At 52.0% G+C, this 18,456-nt stretch carries 16 protein-coding genes and 1 pseudogene; 13 read left to right on the forward strand and 4 right to left on the reverse strand.

Translation table 11 applies throughout. The annotated features are described in order from the left end of the window. Positions 1–17 precede the first annotated feature (17 nt). Together GN241_02635 and GN241_02640 are read left to right on the forward strand one after the other, a co-directional pair. Positions 18–613 (forward strand): annotated as a pseudogene (locus GN241_02635) (uracil-DNA glycosylase family protein). Then, positions 610–1,401, forward strand: coding sequence for an SseB family protein (locus GN241_02640; GenBank protein ID XAT56349.1), 792 nt, complete (start codon positions 610–612; stop codon positions 1,399–1,401). The pseudogene GN241_02635 and the gene GN241_02640 overlap by 4 nt, the downstream one beginning before the upstream one ends. On the opposite strand, the gene GN241_02645 is transcribed toward GN241_02640, so the two are convergent. Both GN241_02645 and GN241_02650 read right to left on the reverse strand, forming a co-directional pair. Further along, positions 1,398–2,120, reverse strand: a complete 723-nt coding sequence (locus tag GN241_02645; GenBank protein XAT56350.1) for a response regulator — start codon at positions 2,118–2,120, stop codon at positions 1,398–1,400. The two genes, GN241_02640 and GN241_02645, sit on opposite strands and share 4 nt — an antisense overlap. Beyond that, the gene (locus GN241_02650; protein XAT56351.1) at positions 2,117–4,033 is read right to left on the reverse strand and encodes a response regulator; all 1,917 of its coding nucleotides are present in this window, start codon (positions 4,031–4,033) and stop codon (positions 2,117–2,119) included. The genes GN241_02645 and GN241_02650 overlap by 4 nt, the downstream gene beginning before the upstream one ends. 153 nt (positions 4,034–4,186) lie before the next feature. Between GN241_02650 and GN241_02655 the strand changes: the two genes are divergently transcribed. The 7 genes from GN241_02655 to GN241_02685 all read left to right on the forward strand — a co-directional run bounded on the left by GN241_02655 (position 4,187) and on the right by GN241_02685 (position 12,728). Beyond that, positions 4,187–6,199 carry an AMP-binding protein gene (locus GN241_02655; GenBank protein ID XAT56352.1) on the forward strand — a complete coding sequence of 671 codons (2,013 nt, stop codon included), beginning with the start codon at positions 4,187–4,189 and terminating at the stop codon, positions 6,197–6,199. A gap of 11 nt (positions 6,200–6,210) precedes the next feature. Beyond that, on the forward strand, positions 6,211–7,029 hold the full coding sequence (locus tag GN241_02660; protein ID XAT56353.1) for an ATP-binding cassette domain-containing protein: 819 nt from the start codon (positions 6,211–6,213) through the stop codon (positions 7,027–7,029). A gap of 66 nt (positions 7,030–7,095) precedes the next feature. Then, complete coding sequence (locus GN241_02665) at positions 7,096–8,082, forward strand: branched-chain amino acid ABC transporter permease (protein XAT56354.1); 987 nt, start codon at positions 7,096–7,098, stop codon at positions 8,080–8,082. 3 nt (positions 8,083–8,085) lie between these two features. After that, positions 8,086–9,162, forward strand: coding sequence for a branched-chain amino acid ABC transporter permease (locus GN241_02670; GenBank protein XAT56355.1), 1,077 nt, complete (start codon positions 8,086–8,088; stop codon positions 9,160–9,162). A 76-nt stretch (positions 9,163–9,238) separates the two neighbouring features. Beyond that, positions 9,239–10,522 carry an ABC transporter substrate-binding protein gene (locus GN241_02675; GenBank protein XAT56356.1) on the forward strand — a complete coding sequence of 428 codons (1,284 nt, stop codon included), beginning with the start codon at positions 9,239–9,241 and terminating at the stop codon, positions 10,520–10,522. Between the two features lie 55 nt (positions 10,523–10,577). Further along, positions 10,578–11,402, forward strand: coding sequence for an ATP-binding cassette domain-containing protein (locus tag GN241_02680; GenBank protein ID XAT56357.1), 825 nt, complete (start codon positions 10,578–10,580; stop codon positions 11,400–11,402). Positions 11,403–11,510: 108 nt separating this feature from the next. Beyond that, entirely contained in the window at positions 11,511–12,728 is a 1,218-nt protein-coding gene (locus GN241_02685; protein XAT56358.1) for an AMP-binding protein, read from the forward strand. A 25-nt stretch (positions 12,729–12,753) separates the two neighbouring features. Here the strand turns inward: GN241_02685 and GN241_02690 are convergent, their stop codons facing one another. Beyond that, positions 12,754–14,007: an FAD-dependent oxidoreductase gene (locus GN241_02690; GenBank protein XAT56359.1), complete on the reverse strand. Its 1,254-nt coding sequence runs from the start codon at positions 14,005–14,007 to the stop codon at positions 12,754–12,756. A 141-nt stretch (positions 14,008–14,148) separates the two neighbouring features. On the opposite strand from GN241_02690, the gene GN241_02695 reads away from it, so the two are divergent. Continuing rightward, entirely contained in the window at positions 14,149–15,474 is a 1,326-nt protein-coding gene (locus GN241_02695) for a glutamate--tRNA ligase (protein ID XAT56360.1), read from the forward strand. A 33-nt stretch (positions 15,475–15,507) separates the two neighbouring features. On the opposite strand, the gene GN241_02700 is transcribed toward GN241_02695, so the two are convergent. Continuing rightward, positions 15,508–15,822: a DUF1244 domain-containing protein gene (locus GN241_02700; protein XAT56361.1), complete on the reverse strand. Its 315-nt coding sequence runs from the start codon at positions 15,820–15,822 to the stop codon at positions 15,508–15,510. Between the two features lie 307 nt (positions 15,823–16,129). On the opposite strand from GN241_02700, the gene pyk reads away from it, so the two are divergent. From pyk to rplT, 3 genes are all read left to right on the forward strand, one after another. After that, the gene (gene pyk, locus GN241_02705; GenBank protein XAT56362.1) at positions 16,130–17,575 is read left to right on the forward strand and encodes a pyruvate kinase; all 1,446 of its coding nucleotides are present in this window, start codon (positions 16,130–16,132) and stop codon (positions 17,573–17,575) included. Between the two features lie 120 nt (positions 17,576–17,695). Further along, positions 17,696–17,896 carry a 50S ribosomal protein L35 gene (gene rpmI / locus GN241_02710; protein ID XAT56363.1) on the forward strand — a complete coding sequence of 67 codons (201 nt, stop codon included), beginning with the start codon at positions 17,696–17,698 and terminating at the stop codon, positions 17,894–17,896. Positions 17,897–17,908: 12 nt separating this feature from the next. Next, on the forward strand, positions 17,909–18,271 hold the full coding sequence (rplT, locus tag GN241_02715; protein XAT56364.1) for a 50S ribosomal protein L20: 363 nt from the start codon (positions 17,909–17,911) through the stop codon (positions 18,269–18,271). The last annotated feature ends 185 nt before the right edge of the window (positions 18,272–18,456 follow it).

Genomic DNA, 18,456 nt, shown 5'->3' on the forward strand with positions numbered 1-18,456 from the left:
GAATATGTAAGGCTATCGTGGAAGACCCGACGGATTTTCAGATTGACGCGCTGCTTGGCTGCCGCCTCTGTGCAGACCGCTTTGCTGCTACGCAAAGCGCGCATCAGCCAAGGCCGATTTTTCAGGGTAATCCGTGCGCGCAAATTTTAATCGCAGGGCAGGCGCCGGGTGCGCGGGTGCATCGCTCGGGCGTTCCGTTTAGCGATCCCTCGGGTGATCGCTTGCGGGCATGGATGGGGCTTGCGCCCGACCAATTTTATGATCCAGAGCGTATTGCGATTTTGCCAATGGCGTTTTGCTTTCCGGGCTATTCGGCGCAAGGCGCCGATTTGCCGCCGCCCAAAATCTGCGCGGCCACGTGGCGCGCGCAGATGCTTGCCCGTTATCCAAAGCTCAAACTGCAGCTTCTGGTGGGGGCTATGCGCAGAAATGGCATTTGAACACCAAGGCCAGTTTGGGGCAGGTGATGGCGCAATGGCGCCGCGAGCTACCGGCAATTTTACCCTTGCCGCACCCGTCCTGGCGCAATAATGCATGGCTCAAGAAAAACCCGTGGTTTGAAGCCGATCTGCTGCCCGAGTTGCAGCGGCGCGTGAAGGAGCTGATGCGATGAGCGTTGAAACGCCGCTTGATCGGGCGCATGCCAAGATGCAATCTGCATCTGATCAAGATGCGGCGCGGTTGGGCTTTTACGAGCGGCTGGCGGATGCCGAATTGTTTTTGCTGCTGGCGCAGCCGCCGGTTGGAGAGGATGTAGAACCAGAGGTTTTCGATCTGCAGCAGCACTCTTATGTTTTGGTTTTTGACCGTGAAGACCGGTTGTCAGAATTTACCGGCCAAATTTCGCCTTATTTGGCGCTTTCTGGGCGCGCGGTTATCGCGATGCTGGTGGATCAAAAGCTTGGCCTGGGGGTGAATTTAGACGTGGCCCCCTCGCAAATGCTCTTGCCGCCCGAGGCGATTGGCTGGTTGTCGCAAACATTGGCGCAAACAGCTGAGGAAGTCTCGCTGCAGCCTATGGCGTTTTATACGCCAGCCGATATTCCGCAAGCGGTCTTGGAAAGTTTGGATAGCAAATTGGTGTCTGCGGCGGGTCTGGTGAAAGAGGTTTGGCTGACCTCTGTGACCTATGCGGGGGATCAAAGGGGCCATCTTTTGGCGTTTATTGACGCGGTTGCCGGGGCCGAGCCGGCGCTGACAACGGCGGCGCAAGAGGCGCTGACCTTTTCCGGTATCGAGGCGGGCAGCATCGATGTGGGGTTTTTCACCTCGGAGGATAAAGTGTATAAACCCTTAGCCGCGCATGGGCTTAGGTTTGATTTACCGCAGCCAGAGCCAGCGGTGGCGCAAAACCCATCGGCGCCGGGCCGCGACCCCGCCAAGCCGCCGATTTTGCGTTAAGCGGGCTTGGGGCTCTGCGTCACCCATTTGACATCGCTTAAAAAAATATATCCGGCCCCGTAGATGGTTTTGATCAGCTGCGGGTTTTTGGGGTCTTCGCGCAATTTTGTGCGCAATCTCGAGATCCGAACATCCATCGCCCGATCGAAGCTTTCACTGGCCCCGCCGCCCAGCGTTTCCTGCATTTGGGCACGGCTTATTAAGCGCTTGGGGCTTTGTAAAAACATTCGTAACACTTCGGATTCAGCGTGTGAGAAGGGGGTTTCAAGCCCATTTTCATCTTCCAGACTATAGCGATCGAAATGCGCCACCCAAGTTGAAAAATAGGCGCTTGTTCCTGTATGCGCGCCGGTGCGATCTTGACGCAGGCGGGCGCGAATGCGCGCCACCACTTCGGCCGGATCAAACGGCTTGATGATGTAATCATCCGCGCCCAACTCTAAACCTGTAACCCGATCTTGAACCTGCGCGCGCCCCGAAATAATGATCACCACCGCCCCTTGTTCAAGCGCCAAGCGATGCACCAGCGTTAACCCGTCGCGGTCGGGCAGGCTGAGATCTACCAAGCAGACATCGGGCGTGGCCGTTTGCAGCGCGGCTTCAAATTCGGTGGCGCGCGAAAAACTAATGGTGCGAAACCCGGCCTCTTCCAAGGCTTTGACCAACATGGCTCTGATTTCAGGCTCATCATCGAGAATAGACACCAAAGGAAGAGTCATAAAGAGGGCCCGCCGGATAAAATAGTTTCAAGGGTGCGTTGTGAAAACGGTTTGGACAAAACGGGCGCTAAAGTCAAAGCTTCTTGATGCAATGGATCTGCAATCGGCAGCGATGTCATAAAAATCAATTCGGCCGATGGGTGCGGGTGCGCTTTGACAAGCGCGGTGCCGTTTTCCTCACCCTCAAGGTTTAAATCGCATAAAATCAGCGCTATGTCGGGCAGGTTCTGGCACAGGTCCAAGGCTTCACAGACCGAGCTTGCCTCAATTACCAAATGCCCAAGATCTGTCAGCATGACGCGCATATCTTTGCGCAAACTGGGATCATCTTCCACGATCAAGACCATTGCTTTATGCGGCATTGCGGGCACTTTGCGCAGCGGTAGGCGCAATTGTGCACGGGCTCCAGAAAAGCTGTTGCTAAGCCGCAAATCACCCCCGGCGAGCTTGGCGGCGTCATAAACCATGGTCAGGCCAAGCCCGTTCCCATCGGAGCCTTTGGTCGTGTAAAACGGGTCTAAAGCGTGCTTTAAGGCTTTTGCGCTAAATCCAGATCCAGAATCCGTGACGATAAAATCGAGCCAGATATCCGCAACAGGGCGGATCGAAAGCTTGATCCGCCCTCCCGCGCCACAAGCGTCTTTGGCGTTTAAAATCAGATTGAGCAGCGCATCTTGAAGCATCCCAGCATCAAGAAAATACGCTTCATCCGGCACTGTGTTATGGATTTTCAAAGTGATGCTTTTGGGCAGCGCAGCTTCGGCCAATGGAAACAGTTTTTCAAGAAGTGCCTCAATATGGGTTGGCGTCGGGTTTAAATTGCGGGTTCCTGTCATATCGCCAATCGTGTTCAGCAGGCTGCCGCCGCGGGTTGCTGCGGTTTTGGTGGCCTCGATCAGAGCCAGCGAATCTGCATCCTGCACGCGGCCCGTGAGCCGGCTTTGTGCGCCCAAAATAATGGTAAGAAGATTTGCAAAATCATGCGCTAAACCGCTGGTCAACTGGGCGGCAAGTTCGCGTTTGGCAACCTGTTGCAAGGCGTTGCGCGCTTGCGTTTCCTCGGTGATATCCATTGACAGAATATAGGCGCCTTCGATGCCCGTTTCTTTTACATCCGGCGTGAAGGCCACGCGAATGCGCCTGGCGCTGAGATCATCGGTGAATTCCAGTACGCTTGGAGTCCCCAAAAACGCTTCGCGTAATTTTGGCGAAATTTGGTTATAGGTGGGCGCGCCCAGCACCTCGGAAATATGCCGGCCAATAATGTCATTCGGTCTTTCCGGCAACACCATAGATAGACGTCGGTTGGAATACTGATATCGCCCTTGGCGATCCACATGCGCCACATGGGCCGGAATCATTTCGCTTGTCAGGCGGGTGCGCGATTCGATTTCTGTCAGTTCGCGCTTGGCTTCTTCGAGCGCTGCAATACTGGCCTCTAATTGGCGGTTTTTCGCCGCCAGTTCTTCTGAATAGGATAAAAGTTGGTCTGAAAGCTCTTCAGAGCGCAAGCGCAATAAGTTTTCCTGCTTTTTTGTTTGCGTTATATCCGTATAGACGGTGACCCAACCGCCTTGCGGCAGAGGAGCGCCCTCGATGCTGATCACTTGCCCATTGGCGCGGATACGTTCTACGTAGTGCGGCTCGAAGGCTTTTGCGATATCAACTTTTTCCTGAATAAAGGCTTGGGCATCTTCCACATTACCATATTCTCCGCTTTCAACCAAATAGCGGATCGTGTCTTCAAATTTGGCACCCGGTGTTGTTAGGGATTTAGGGAGGTTAAACATTTCCCCGTGGCGTTGATTGCATAAAGCAAGCTCAAGATCTTTGTCATAGATCGATAGCGCTTGTTGAATCAAATTTAGTCCCGCCTGCGTCATGGCATTGGGGTCGGTAAAGCGGTGCTCCATGGCAATGTCCTTCGGTTGCCCCAAAGGGAAACGTGAAACATGCCAAAAAAACAAGTGGCTGCTCAAAAAAAAACTACAGATTGAAACAATTTGTAAGATTTCAGAAATTATCAAGAAACGATTGTCGCGCACTCTCCTATCTGAACAGAAAAGATGGCAAAAGCCGCAGCCTTGTTCGCATGGGAGGATAAACATTTGACACAGACGTCACAGGCGCTTCATGATCTGCGCTCTTTGCCCCATTTGTTGCGCAGAAATGCCAGCCGATTTCCTGATCGCCCTGCCTTGCGGGAGAAGGAATTGGGTATTTGGCAAACGTGGACGTGGGCGAAGGCAGAGCGCGAGATCACGAATATGGCATTGGGCTTGATCGAGCTTGGGGTCAAAGAGGGCGATTATGTTGCGGTGATCGGGCGCAATCGACCCTATATTTACGGATCGCTTGTGGCCGTTCAAATGGCGGGCGCTGTGCCCGTGCCGCTCTATCAAGACGCTGTGGCCGAAGAAATGTTGTATGTTTTAGAACATTGTGGCGCTCGGTTTGTGATTGCAGGCGATCAAGAGCAGGTTGATAAAGTTCTAGAGATTCAGGATGATTTAAAAGATTTTGAACATCTGATTTATCTCGATGCGCGGGGCATGCGCAAATATGATCACAGCAGATTGCATGATTTAATGGCACTGCAGCAAAGTGGTCTGGCCGCGGCGGACAGGTTGCAAAAAGAACTTGATGCGCGCGTTGAGGCGCAAACCTTTGAGAAAACATGCGTGATGCTTTATACATCTGGCACGACGGGTAAGCCCAAAGGGGTTGTGTTAAGCAACCGAAATATCATCATTTCGGCGAAGAATGCCTGCGAATTTGATGGGCTGAAGGAAACCGATAGTTTGCTGTCTTATTTGCCGATCGCATGGGTGGGGGATTTCATTTTCTCGGTCGGGCAATCTTTTTATGCGGCTTTGTGCATAAATTGCCCCGAAAGCCAGGAAACGGTTTTGTCTGATTTGCGTGAAATCGGACCCAGCTATTATTTTGCGCCACCGCGGGTTTTTGAAAGCATGCTCACGTCGGTGGTGTTGCGGATGCAGGATGCAAGCCGCATTAAGCAAGGCCTTTACCGATATTTCATGGCGCATGCCAGCAAGGTGGGTCAGGATATTCTGGATGGCAACGCGGTTTCGGCCTTGGATCGATTGACCTATCTGATCGGTGATGCGGTAATTTACAGCCCGCTTAAAAACGCGCTTGGGCTTAGCCGGGTACGCGTTGGATATACTGCAGGCGAGGCTATCGGGCCCGAAATATTTGATTTTTTCCGCTCTATGGGGATCAATCTGAAGCAGCTTTATGGGCAAACGGAAGCGTCGGTTTTTGTAACTGTGCAACCTGATGGGCAAGTTTATTCCGATACGGTTGGGGTGCCAGCGCCGGACGTTGAAGTGAAAATCGCGGAGAGTGGAGAGGTATTCTATCGCTCGCCCGGGGCCTTTGTCGAATATTACAAAAGCCCTGAAAGCACGGCCGAAACGAAAGATCCCGAGGGTTGGGTGGCCACGGGCGATGCGGGCTTTTTTGATCCTGAAAATGGCCATCTTAGAATTATTGATCGTGCAAAAGACGTTGCTAAAATGACTGATGGGTCAATGTTCGCGCCGAAATATGTTGAAAATAAACTGAAATTTTACCCAAATATTTTGGAATGCGTGGTGTTTGGTGCGGGCCGAGATCGGTGCATGGCTTTCGTGAATATCGATCTGGCCGCTGTTGGCAATTGGGCCGAGCGCAATAATATTGCCTATTCAAGCTATCAGGAATTGGCGGGCCATCCAGAGGTGCTGCGCGTTATCCAGGGCCATATCGAAGAGGTGAATGTTAAAATTGCGCAGGATGCGATGTTGTCGAGCTGCCAAGTACATCGGTTTTTGGTGCTTCATAAAGAGCTGGATGCGGATGATGGGGAAATGACCCGCACGCGCAAAGTGCGCCGCAGGGTGATTTCAGAAAAATTCTCGGATCTGGTCGAGGCGCTGTATAGCGGCGCTCAGAATGTCTTTACCGAAACAGAGGTCACCTATGAAGACGGACGAAAAGGTAAAATTTCGGCCACTCTGGAAATTCGAGATGTCAAAACCGTAGCGGTCTCGGGCCGCATCGCAGCAGAATAAGGCGGGCAGAGGTGTTGGATAGTCAGGTAACGCAAACCACGGCTGATGGGCGTAAAATCGGCGGTGTCATGATGGAAATGAAAAATATCACCCTGCGCTTTGGAGGCGTGGTGGCGATCAAGGATATTTCCTTTGATATTCTTGAAGGCGAGATCCGCGCCATTATAGGGCCCAACGGCGCCGGCAAATCATCAATGCTTAACGTGATTTCTGGATTTTACCATCCCCAGGATGGGGAAGTGTGGTTTCATGGAGAAAAACGCCCTGCGGTGAAGCCTTATGAAGTGGCCCGGCAGGGCATCGCGCGCACCTTTCAAAACATTGCGTTGTTCGAAGGTATGACGGTGCTGGACAATGTGATGACGGGCCGGTTGACGCAGATGAAATCGGGGGTGTTTCAACAGGCGCTCTGGTGGGGCGCCGCCGAGCGCGAAGAGCTGGAAAATCGAGAGATATGCGAAAAGGTGATTGATTTCTTGGAAATTCAATCGATCCGCAAAACCCCCGTGGCGCGTTTGCCTTATGGTTTGAAAAAGCGCGTAGAGCTGGCCCGTGCGCTGGCCTCTGAGCCAAAGCTGCTGCTGCTTGACGAGCCGATGGCCGGCATGAATGTAGAAGAAAAAGAAGATATGTCGCGCTTTATTCTGGATGTGAATGATGAATTTGGCACCACGATTGCGCTTATTGAACATGATATGGGCGTGGTGATGGATTTATCTGATCGCGTTGTCGTGATGGATTATGGGCGCAAAATTGGCGATGGCACACCGGATGAGGTGCGCAACAATCAAGATGTAATTGATGCGTATTTAGGGGTGAGCCATGATTGAGACCGACGCGCGATCGGATGCGATGAAACCGATGCGTAAATCTGCAAAGTCTGAAAGGACAATCTGATGCCAGAACAGCTGATTTTTGGAATGGAAGTGTTTTTGAACGGCCTGATGGCGGGCGTTCTTTATGCTTTGGTGGCGCTGGGGTTTGTGTTGATTTACAAAGCATCGGGCATTTTCAACTACGCTCAGGGCGTTATGGCGCTGTTTTCAGCCATGACCTTGGTGGGCATGATGAACGGGCAAGTGCCCTTCAGCCATTTGATCAACGCTGTGTTTGGCACCGATATCCATCATTTCGGTTGGCATTTACCCGCGCTTATCGGAATTTTGCTGACCATGGCGATTATGGTCTTGCTCGCCTGGCTTGTTCAAAAAATCATTTTCAAACATTTGGTCAATCAGGAACCGATTATCTTATTCATGGCAACGATTGGTCTGGCCTATTTCATGGAAGGTTTCGGCGACCTGATGTGGGGGGGAGAGATTAAAAAGCTAGATGTTGGCATTCCCCAAGGGATCAATCTTTGGATAGATGAAGCGACGTATAATATATTTGATTACGGCTTTTTCATCGACAATCTGGATATTTTTGCAACCATCGTTGCCGCTATTCTGGTTTTGGCATTGGTCGCCTTCTCTCAATATACAAAACAGGGCCGCGCGATGCGCGCCGTGGCCGATGATCACCAGGCGGCCTTGTCGGTTGGAGTGTCTTTGAATTTTATCTGGGTAATGGTCTGGTCGCTGGCTGGATTTGTGGCTCTGGTTGCCGGAATTATGTGGGGCACAAAATCCGGGGTTCAATTCTCGCTTTCTTTGATCGCGTTGAAAGCCTTGCCGGTGTTAATGCTGGGGGGGTTCACGTCAATCCCGGGGGCGATCGTGGGCGGTTTGATCATCGGTGTGGGCGAGAAAATGTTTGAGTTTCTGGTTGGCCCGTTGATCGGGGGAGCAACCGAAAATTGGTTTGCCTATGTTTTGGCCCTGTTGTTTCTCGTCTTTCGACCCCAAGGCCTATTTGGCGAAAAAATTATCGAAAGGGTTTAAATCATGCTGTATCGCGAAGCCGGTGATTTCAAAACCACCTATAAAGAAGACAACCAAACCTTTCCGATCAAATTTGACCGTTACCGCTATTATTTCGTTTTGATCGTGGCCTTTTTGATCATCCCGTTTTGGATTAATGACTATTGGGCGAATGCAATTTTCCTACCCTTCCTGATCTATTCGATTGCCGCGATTGGGTTGAATATTTTGGTGGGGTATTGTGGGCAGGTTTCGCTGGGTACTGGCGGTTTCATGGCGGTGGGCGCCTATGCGGTGTATAAATTAATGACGGCTTTTCCAGATGTGAGTATTATGATCCACGTCGTGCTGGCAGGTGCGATCACCGCTTGTGTGGGTGTGTTATTTGGGCTGCCCTCGCTGCGGATCAAAGGCTTTTACCTTGCCGTCGCAACATTGGCGGCGCAATTTTTCCTCGTCTGGATATTTAACCGGGTTCCTTGGTTTTATAATTATTCAGCCTCAGGGCAGATCAATGCGCCCGAGCGCACATTTTTTGGCGTACCCGTCACCGGGGCCAATGCCGATAGCTGGGCGACCTATCTCTTTTGCTTAATCATCTTAACCGTCTGTGGCATTGTCGCCCGCAATTTGACGCGAGGCTCGATCGGTCGAAAATGGATGGCGATCCGGGATATGGATATTGCGGCCGAGATCATTGGAGTGAACCCGCTCAGCGCAAAACTTTCGGCTTTTGCGGTTAGTTCTTTCTTCATTGGCATATCCGGGGCGTTGTTTTTTGGGGTGTATCTGGGGGCTGTTGAAGTGGGCGAAGCCTTTGGGATCAATAAATCCTTTTTGGTGCTGTTCATGATCATTATTGGCGGGCTTGGATCAATTTTTGGCAGCTTTGCAGGCGCTGCATTTCTCGTACTTTTGCCGGTCTTATTGAAAAATCTGTTTGTAGCCGGTTTGGGCTGGCAACCAGATCTCGCCACGCATCTTGAGTTTATGATCGTCGGTGGCTTGATCATTTTGTTCTTGGTGGTTGAGCCGCATGGCATCGCTCAATTATGGCGGCTTGCAAAAGAAAAACTGAGACTTTGGCCGTTTCCGTATTGAGCGTTCAAAGGAGAAATTACCATTGAGGCTCTCGCCTCTAAAAGACCAACGTCGGATAAAAATGGGAGGAAAACCGATGAAATTTAAACTTCTAGCTGCTGCAGCAAGCAGTATAGCTATGGCAACCCCGGTCCTTGCAGATTTGGTTTTGCCGTGGATGTCATATCGTACTGGACCCTACGCGGTTGCCGGTATTCCATTGGCGGATGGATATGCTGATTACCTAACGCTGCTGAATGAGCGCGATGGTGGTATTGGCGGTGTTCCGGTTCGTTTGCTGGAATGCGAAACCGGATATAACACCGAAAAAGGTGTGGAATGTTATGAATCAACCAAAGCGGAAGGCTCTTTGGTGTATCATCCCTTAAGCACCGGTATTACGTATCAGCTGATCCCCAAAGTAACAGCGGATGGTATCGCGCTGCACAGCATGGGGTACGGGCGGACATCTGCCGCAAACGGGAAGATATTTTCCAATATTTTCAATTATCCAGCAAATTACTGGACGGCGGCATCAGCTGGGGTGAATTATCTGCTGAATGAAAATTCTGGTAGCCTTGACGGCAAGCATATCGCGTTGCTGTATCACAACTCAGCCTACGGCAAAGAGCCTATTCGTACGCTGGAAGAGCTTTCTAAAAAGCATAAGTTCGAGCTGACATTGATCCCGGTTGATCACCCTGGCCAAGAACAAAAGTCACAATGGTTGCAGATCCGCCGTGAACGCCCTGATTATGTGATCATGTGGGGCTTTGGCGTGATGAACCAAGTTGCCATTCAAGAAGCGGCAAATGTGCGCTTCCCGATGGAAAACTTCATCGGAAACTGGTGGGCTGGCGCAGAACATGATGTGATCCCAGCAGGGGATGTTGCAGATGGCTATAAGTCATTGGTGATGAATGACACAGGCCGCGATTTTGACATCTATGCGGATATCCAAAAATACGTTGTTGATGCCGGAAAGGCAGCAGGAGCGGGGGATAATCTGGGCACCGTGATGTATAATCGGTCGCTTTACATGGCGTTTTTGACCCATATGGCGATTGTGAAAGCGCAGGAAATCACTGGAACGGCAGATATTTCTCAGGCTGATATGATCAAAGGCATGGAAGCGTTGGACATCACCGACGCGCTGATGGCGGAGCATGGATTGGCCAATGTTGGTCCGGCCTTCTCTGTATCATGCGAAAACCATGGTGGGCCCGGCCTTGGCGCTGTGTCGCAATGGGATGCAAGCGCAGGAAAATGGAAGCTGATTTCTGGCTATCTTGAGGCGGATATGGGTTTGATCAACCCGCTAATCCAAGCGGATTCACAAGCCTTCGCCAAAGAAAATAACATCTCCGAAAGATGTAACTAAACCAGTTGAACGGCTGCAGGTATTGCAGCCGTTCATTCTTTACAAAGGTGACACAATGGTTGTTGAAACTGAAAAGTCAGAAGTGCTTTTGGACGTGAACAATATAGAGGTGATCTATAATCACGTAATTTTGGTTCTGAAAGGTGTGTCGCTTGCCGTTCCAAAAGGTGGGATCGTGGCGTTGCTTGGCGGAAATGGAGCCGGCAAAACCACCACTTTGAAAGCGATTTCAAATCTTTTAAATTCTGAGCGCGGCGAAGTGACAAAAGGCTTTGTCAGCTATCGCGGGGCTGAAATTCACGGCGCAGATCCGGCGGATATGGTTAAGCGTGGCGTGATTCAAGTGATGGAAGGGCGGCATTGTTTTGAGCATTTGACCGTCGAAGAAAATCTGTTGACTGGCGCTTATACGCGCAGCGATAGCAAAGCCGATATCCAAGCCGATTTGGATATGGTCTATACGTATTTCCCGCGTTTGAAAGAGCGCCGCAAATCCCAAGCTGGATATACCTCTGGTGGCGAACAACAGATGTGTGCAATTGGCCGTGCTTTGATGTCGCAACCTGAAACCGTGTTGCTGGATGAGCCGTCTATGGGGTTGGCGCCGCAATTGGTGGAAGAGATTTTTCAAATTGTGCGCAATTTAAATGAAAAGGAAGGGGTGACCTTCCTTCTTGCTGAGCAGAATACCAATGTAGCACTGCGCTATGCGCATTATGGGTATATTTTAGAATCTGGCCGTGTGGTCATGGATGGACCTGCTGCGGAATTGCGCGAAAACCCTGATGTAAAAGAATTTTATCTGGGCATGTCGGATGAAGGCCGCAAATCCTTCCGCAATGTGCGCAGCTATCGGCGGCGCAAGCGTTGGCTAAACTAACCCCAATTTTAAGGGGCAATTGTAGGGCCGCCAGCCAATGTGCGGTTTGGTAAAATTTATCATGATTGGGCCTGCCGAAAAGCGCAGGCCGGGATCTGGAGTGTAAAGATGCGCTATTTCGACGGCCTTGAAACCCAAACATCAGAGCAACGTGCCGCCTATATTGCGGAGGCTTTGCCCGCACAAATAGCCCATGCCAAGCAATTGCCGGGCTACGCGGATCGGTTCAAGCGGGTGACGGCCAGCGAAATTACGGATCTGCACGCATTGGCAAGCCTACCAATTTTGCGAAAATCAGAATTAAGCAAAGCGCAAAAGCCGGGAAATATTTTAGGCGGATTTGTCCAAAAACCCCTCTTCGAATTCAGCCATATATTCCAATCCCCGGGCCCCCTTTATGAACCGGGCGGCACCGGGCATGATTGGTGGCGCATGGGCCGGTTTTTACACGCGGCAGGCATTGGGCGGGGGGATATCGTTCAGAACTGTTTTGGCTATCATTTAACCCCTGCTGGAATGATTTTTGAAAATGGCGCACGGGCGGTCGGTGCTGCGGTTTTACCTGCGGGCGTCGGGCAGACCGATCTGCAGGTGCGCGCTGCGGTCGATATTGGCACAACCGCCTATGCGGGCACTCCGGATTATTTAAAGATTATTTTGGATAAAGCCGATGAGATGGGGGAAAGCTTATCAATCCGCAAAGCGGTTGTGGGTGGCGGAGCGTTATTCCCCGCGCTGCGGCAGGAATATACCGATCGCGGTATTGCCTGTTTGCAATGTTATGCAACGGCGGATCTTGGCAACATCGCGTATGAATCACCCGCCCAAGAGGGTATGATCGTTGATGAAGGTGTGCTGGTGGAAATCGTGACGCCCGGGACTGGCACGCCAGTCGCGGATGGCGAGGTGGGAGAAGTTGTGGCTACGGTCCTGAACCCTGATTATCCCCTTATTCGTTTTGCAACGGGTGATCTTAGCGCCGTATTGCCCGGTAAATCACCCTGCGGGCGCAGCAATCTGCGGATAAAGGGCTGGATGGGCCGCGCCGATCAAACCACCAAAATAAAGGGCATGTTCGTGCGCCCCGAACAAGTGGCGGCATTGGTGGCCTCGCATCATGCTTTGGATCGTGCGCGCATCATTGCCCGGCGAAACGGTGCTATGGATGAAATGATAGTGCAGCTGGAAACCACCCTATCCGCGGCCTCTGATTTTGACGGTTTGGTGAAAAGTCACCTTAAGCTGACGGGCAATGTTGAGCTTGTGGCCCCCGGCAGCTTACCGCGCGACGGTTTGGTGATCGAAGACCAACGCGTATACGAGTAGCGATGTCGGCGCGCGCCTGCACGCGTTAGCGCGCCGCAATCGCCGCATAGCGCGCCGGGTCATAGGGGCGCATATCGATATTTGGCAAACGCCCAGTGATCAAATCTGCGATCAATCGCCCGGTTTTAGGCCCTGCGGTTAACCCAACATGTTGGTGGCCAAAGGCGGTGTAAATCCCGCTGCTGGCCAGCTCTCCGATCAGCGGCAGACTGTCTGGGGTTGACGGTCGAAAGCCCATCCATTCTTCGCTGCTGTCATAGGTCATCTGTGGAAAAGCCTCTGCCATGCGGCGGCGCAGCAATTGAATTGGCGCTTTGCTGGGCCCCAGTTTAATCCCGCCAAACTCGACCGTACCGGCGCAGCGCAACCCGTCTTGCATCGGGGTCACTGCAAATTTTCCAGTTGTCATCATCATCGGATTGCGCGGCATCTGTGATGGGTTTTTAAACATCACGTGATATCCGCGTTCGGTTTCTAAGGGGATATTCAGCCCCAATTTTCCCATCAACTCTTTTGACCAAATGCCGGCAGTGATCACGGCTTTGTCACAGTTAATCGGGCCCCCTTCGGTTAAAACGGATCGTATGCGCCCGTTTTGTTTTTCAAAACCCGTGACGCTTGTTTGGCGAAACACGCCCCCTTGCGCTTCAAAGGCTTTGGCCAAAGCCGTGATATATCCCAAAGGGTTAAGAATATGCCCCTGGCCTTTCAAGATCGCCAAACATTGAATGGCAGGGCCCAAAGCTGGTTCTGCATCTTGCACATCTGCGCCGTTTAGAACGTCGGGCACCAGACCGGCCGCTTGTTTCAAATCCCATGCATAGCGATCTTTTTGAAAGGCTTTGTGATCGCGATACGCGTAGCTGAATTGGCTGTCAGCGATCCAGCTTTCGGCCGAGCTGCCTCGTGCCAGTGCCTTATGTTGGTCGACAGCATCCAATACAATTGGGCCCAAAGCCGCGCTGGCAGCTTTGGCGCTGCTGTCATTGGCCTGTTGCAGGAATTTCCACAGCCAAGGCGCCAATTTGGGCAGATATTGCCATTTGATGAATAAAGGGCTGGCCGGGTTAAGCGCGTATTTCGGTAGCGCCTGCCAAAGACCCGGCGTGGTGACGGGCGTTACCGCCCATTGCGCCAGCAACCCAGCATTGCCAAATGAAGCCCCCATTCCAGGCGCTGTTTTATCGATTAAAATCACCCTATGGCCGCTGCGTTGCAACCAAAGCGCGCTGGACACGCCACAAATGCCCGCGCCAATTACCACAATCGGTAGCCCCATTGCCATTTCCCTTTGTCTTTGTTCCGACTAATTCGGATTTCGCTACAGGGTGCAATGGTTTTTTCGCCCTTCTATAAAAAATCCGCCTTTGCTGGACAAATCCTTGGCGCTATGAAAAACGACCCTCAACAGGAGATCAAAATGACCATCACACGCTTTGCCCCTTCCCCGACCGGATATTTGCACGTTGGCAATATGCGCGCTGCTTTGATGAATTACCTGATTGCGCGCAAAGATGACGGCCAGTTTATTTTACGCATCGACGATACGGATCCTGAACGCTCAAAGGAAAGCTTTGTTGAGGCGATCAAAGAAGATCTAACGTGGTTGGGCTTGCAATGGGATCGTATCGAGCGCCAATCCGAGCGTTTGGCCGCCTATGATGCAGCGGCGCAGCGCCTCAAAGATAGCGGGCGCCTTTATGAATGTTTTGAAACTCCGGTCGAGCTGGATTTAAAACGCAAGAAACAACTGAATATGGGCAAGCCGCCTGTCTATGATCGCGCCGCGCTTGGCCTAAGCGCGGCTGAAAAAGCGGCGCTGCGCGCAGAACGGGGGCAGGGGCATTGGCGCTTTAAGCTAGAGCACCAGCGAATTGAATGGACCGATGCAATTTTGGGTGATATTTCAATCGACGCGGCCAGCGTGTCTGATCCGGTTTTGATCCGCGGCGATGGTCAATATCTTTATACTTTGGCCTCGGTTGTAGATGATATCGAAATGGAGATCACCAATGTGGTGCGCGGATCTGACCATGTGACCAATACGGCTACGCAAATTCAGATGATGCAGGCGCTTGGCGGGAATATCCCAAAATTTGGCCATCACTCATTGCTGACAGGCCCGCTTGGCGAAGCCTTATCAAAACGGCTTGGCACCTTGGCTTTGCGCGATTTGCGATCCGAGGGCATCGCCCCTGCCGCTTTGATCAGCTTGATGGCGCGTCTGGGATCCAGCCAACCGGTTGAGCTGCAAACCGATTTAGCTGCCGTGGCCGCCGGCTTCGAGCTGGCGCATTTTGGCTCTGCGCCGACCAAATTGGATGTGCAGGATTTGCGTCCGTTGACGGCGCGCTATCTACAAACGCTACCGCTGGAAGATGTGGCTGATCAGATCGAGCGGTTGGGGGTTCCGGATGAACTGGCCGCGCAATTCTGGCAGGTGACGCGCGAGAATATCACCACTTTGCATGATTTACCCGCCTGGTGGGAGTTGTTTTCGAAAGGCGCAGCCCCAGTAATCAACCCAGAAGACAAAGAATTTGTAGCGCAAGCGATGGCACTTTTGCCCGATGGCCCTTATGACGCGCAAAGCTGGTCATCTTGGACCGCAGACGTCAAGGCAGCGACAGGGCGCAAGGGCAAAAGCTTGTTTATGCCGCTGCGTTTGGCCTTAACGGGGCAAAGCCACGGGCCAGATATGTCGGCCGTGCTGCCTTTGCTGCAAGTTATCAACGCCAAGCCTTGAATGAGTAGGGTTTGGCATATGTGGCAGGTCTGATTAATCAGGGGCTTTGACGTTCTCTACAAAAGCTTGCGTGAAGGCCTTTTGTTTTTCAGCGCTGGCATCGGTTTGATGCTGGGCTTTCCAAACCTCCATCGGCATGCCGTAAAACGCTTCACGCGCTTGGTCTTTTGACATCTCAATCCCTCGGTCTTGGGCCGCCTCTTGATACCAACGCGAAAGGCAATTTCTGCAAAACCCTGCCAAGTTCATCAGGTCAATATTTTGAACATCTGGGCGCTTTTCCATCAAATGTGCGCGCAGAGCCCGAAAGGCGGCGGCGTCTAATTCAAGCTGCGTTTGATCATCCATGGTCATTTCCTTTGCCAAACACGCGGCATATTATGCGCGATTTCTTGTACGTCCTCCCCAATCTCCTAACTTAGTTCCCGCTTGGCTCGCAAGCGCTTTAAAGCGATCTGCCTTTTGAATAAAGCGTTGGTCGCAAGTTGCAGTAAGGATAACGGTTGTGATTGTTGAAATTCTTCGCCATAAGCGCAGCAGAAATGTTAACGCTAACAGCTTGCCTCAAACTGGATCTCTGATCTTAATTTCTTGCTGGTGGCTTGGCGGAGCGCAAGATTATAAGAGACGCCAAAGGGATTGAAGGGAATACATCATGAGACGCCTGCGCAATGTAAAAATTGTAGCCACGCTGGGGCCTGCCTCGCAAAGTTATGACATGATCCGCGCTTTACATGAAGCAGGGGCAGATGTTTTTCGGTTGAATATGAGCCATGGCACGCATGCCGAGATCGCCGAACGTCATAAAATCATCCGCAAGGTTGAAGATGACCTGTCCAGCCCGATCGCCATTTTGGCCGATTTACAAGGCCCAAAATTGCGGGTCGGAGAATTTGCCTCAGGCGCTGAAGATTTGGTCGAAGGAGATCGGTTCCGGGTGGATCTTGATCCGGCGGCGGGGGATAAAACCCGCGTACAACTGCCCCATGAAGAGATTTTTTCAGCGCTTAAACTGGGAGCTCATCTGCTAGTGAATGATGGAAAAATCAAATTGAAAGTGGAAGAGTGCGGCGCCGATTTTGCCGATTGTCGGGTGTTGAACGGTGGGACGATTTCAAACCGCAAGGGCGTGAATGTGCCGGATGTGGTTTTGCCTTTGGCAGCTTTGTCAGAAAAAGATCGCGCCGATTTAGATTTCGTCTGCGATTTGGGCGTGGATTGGTTGGCCTTGTCTTTTGTGCAGCGCCCGGAAGATTTAACCGAGGCGCGCGAATTGGTGCGCGGTCGCGCGGCCTTGCTTTCAAAAATTGAAAAACCTTCAGCGGTTGAGCAATTTGACGCGATTTTGAAAGTTTCTGATGGCATTATGGTGGCGCGCGGAGATCTTGGGGTGGAATTACCGGTACAGAATGTGCCGCCGATCCAGAAGCGTTTGGTGCGCAAATGTCGCGCAGCGGCGAAACCGGTGATTGTGGCCACGCAAATGCTGGAGTCGATGATTGAGAGCCCAATGCCCACGCGGGCTGAAGTGTCTGATGTGGCCACGGCGATTTACGAAGGCTCGGATGCGATTATGCTATCAGCTGAATCGGCAGCCGGTGGCTATCCAGTTGAGGCCGTGACCACAATGAACAATGTCGCAGTCGAGGTGGAAAGCGATCCAACTTATACTGAAATTTTGGAATCCTCGCGCAAAGCCAAACGCCATACGGTGGCAGATGCGATTGTCGCCGCGGCGCGGGAAATTGCCGAAACCACGGATGTGAAGGCGATATGCTGCTATACGCAATCGGGCACAACCGCGCTGTTAACCGCGCGCGAGCGTCCGCGTGTGCCCATTATTGCGATGACGTCAGAAATCGGAACGTCGCGGCGTTTGGCGCTAAGCTGGGGTATCAATTGTGTGCGCTCAGGCCCCAAAGAACGCTTTAAGGAAGCGGTGGTCAGCGCCGTGCGGGCAGCGTTGTCACAAGGGTTTGCCGAAGAAAATGATCAGGTGGTTGTAACAGCGGGTGTGCCGTTCAATATTCCGGGCACCACGAATATTTTGCGTGTGGCACCGTGCAATGAGCGGATGATTTATTCCACCGATCCAGAATAGCCCGATTTGCACTTGCGCTTATAGAAAGAGCGCCCTATATCGGCATCTCTTCAACGTGGCCGGCCGAAAGGGCATGCCGAGTCGCGTATAAACCGACCTTTGTTAAGACAGGAGACGGAAATGCCTAAGATGAAGACCAAATCGAGCTGCAAAAAGCGGTTCAAAGTCACCGCGAATGGCCGTGTGAAAACCGGTCAAGCCGGCAAACGCCACGGAATGATCAAACGGACCCGTAAATTTATCCGCAACGCCCGCGGCACAACAGTGATGTCAACGCCTGACGAAAGAATCGTCAAGTCGATGATGCCCTATTCGCGCTGAGGAGGATAAGATATGTCACGCGTTAAAGGTGGTACCGTAACCCACGCCCGTCACAAGAAAATCGTAAAAGCTGCAAAAGGCTATTATGGACGCCGTAAAAACACGTTTAAAGTCGCGGCGCAGGCGGTTGATAAAGCCAATCAATATGCAACTCGCGACCGGCATAACCGGAAGCGCAACTTCCGGGCATTGTGGATCCAGCGGATCAACGCGGCCGTGCGTAGCAATGATGAGGCGATGACCTATTCGCGCTTTATCAATGGGCTTGGACTGGCCGGTATCGAAGTTGACCGGAAGGTTCTGGCCGATCTGGCCGTGCATGAGCCGGCAGCGTTTGAGGCAATTGTCTTGCAAGCCAAGGCGGCCTTGGCCTAAGCCAGCGTTTAAAAACCGAGTTTCAAAGCACTTCAAACAGCGTTTGCGGTGCTTTTTTATGTCGGCAAAGGCCACCAATTTGATCGGAGGCTTTCTTATTTCACAAAGCCTGCCAGGCTTGGGGCTGAGCTGCTAAGCGGGTTGCACCCGGTTCCAAATATGATAGCAGAGGGCGTCTGGAAATG

It is taken from the genome of Rhodobacteraceae bacterium IMCC1335, assembly GCA_039640495.1.
In the GTDB taxonomy this organism is placed as follows: domain Bacteria; phylum Pseudomonadota; class Alphaproteobacteria; order Rhodobacterales; family Rhodobacteraceae; genus Thalassovivens.

Coding starts and splice junctions, on each gene's coding strand:
- GN241_02640 (XAT56349.1), top strand. CDS start 610: ATGAGCGTTGAAACGCCGCTTGATCGGGCGCATGCCAAGATGCAATCT.
- GN241_02645 (XAT56350.1), bottom strand. CDS start 2,120: ATGACTCTTCCTTTGGTGTCTATTCTCGATGATGAGCCTGAAATCAGA.
- GN241_02650 (XAT56351.1), bottom strand. CDS start 4,033: ATGGAGCACCGCTTTACCGACCCCAATGCCATGACGCAGGCGGGACTA.
- GN241_02655 (XAT56352.1), top strand. CDS start 4,187: ATGGCAAAAGCCGCAGCCTTGTTCGCATGGGAGGATAAACATTTGACA.
- GN241_02665 (XAT56354.1), top strand. CDS start 7,096: ATGCCAGAACAGCTGATTTTTGGAATGGAAGTGTTTTTGAACGGCCTG.
- GN241_02670 (XAT56355.1), top strand. CDS start 8,086: ATGCTGTATCGCGAAGCCGGTGATTTCAAAACCACCTATAAAGAAGAC.
- GN241_02675 (XAT56356.1), top strand. CDS start 9,239: ATGAAATTTAAACTTCTAGCTGCTGCAGCAAGCAGTATAGCTATGGCA.
- GN241_02680 (XAT56357.1), top strand. CDS start 10,578: ATGGTTGTTGAAACTGAAAAGTCAGAAGTGCTTTTGGACGTGAACAAT.
- GN241_02685 (XAT56358.1), top strand. CDS start 11,511: ATGCGCTATTTCGACGGCCTTGAAACCCAAACATCAGAGCAACGTGCC.
- GN241_02690 (XAT56359.1), bottom strand. CDS start 14,007: ATGGGGCTACCGATTGTGGTAATTGGCGCGGGCATTTGTGGCGTGTCC.
- GN241_02695 (XAT56360.1), top strand. CDS start 14,149: ATGACCATCACACGCTTTGCCCCTTCCCCGACCGGATATTTGCACGTT.
- GN241_02700 (XAT56361.1), bottom strand. CDS start 15,822: ATGGATGATCAAACGCAGCTTGAATTAGACGCCGCCGCCTTTCGGGCT.
- pyk (XAT56362.1), top strand. CDS start 16,130: ATGAGACGCCTGCGCAATGTAAAAATTGTAGCCACGCTGGGGCCTGCC.
- rpmI (XAT56363.1), top strand. CDS start 17,696: ATGCCTAAGATGAAGACCAAATCGAGCTGCAAAAAGCGGTTCAAAGTC.
- rplT (XAT56364.1), top strand. CDS start 17,909: ATGTCACGCGTTAAAGGTGGTACCGTAACCCACGCCCGTCACAAGAAA.